Below are 265 nucleotides of genomic sequence, written 5' to 3' on the forward strand. Positions count from 1 at the left end.
TTCCTAACGAAAAAATGGCACCTTTGTGTGTATTAACGTTATTAGTCGCGTTAAACATGGTTTGCTCAGCGAGGACACCTTCAGCTCTTAAAGCGTTAAACAACAACGTCAAATCGCTTCCCTCAAAATTTCGACCAAGCTTGAAGGCTTTGTCTAAATAACTTTTCAAAGACAGACTGCTGTCAATGAACGTAAACATATTCATATCAGTGTGTGAACCCATTGAAACCGGATCAACCAAACCAGGTTTAGGATTCAAAGACAC

Annotated in this window: 1 protein-coding gene; it reads right to left on the reverse strand. The window is 39.6% G+C overall.

The features are described from left to right. A partial coding sequence (locus tag MN204_RS20840; RefSeq protein WP_249872958.1) for a triphosphoribosyl-dephospho-CoA synthase occupies positions 1-265 on the reverse strand: 265 nt, incomplete at both ends.

This window comes from Oceanobacillus saliphilus (genome assembly GCF_023522835.1).
Taxonomy (GTDB): domain Bacteria; phylum Bacillota; class Bacilli; order Bacillales; family Amphibacillaceae; genus Oceanobacillus; species Oceanobacillus saliphilus.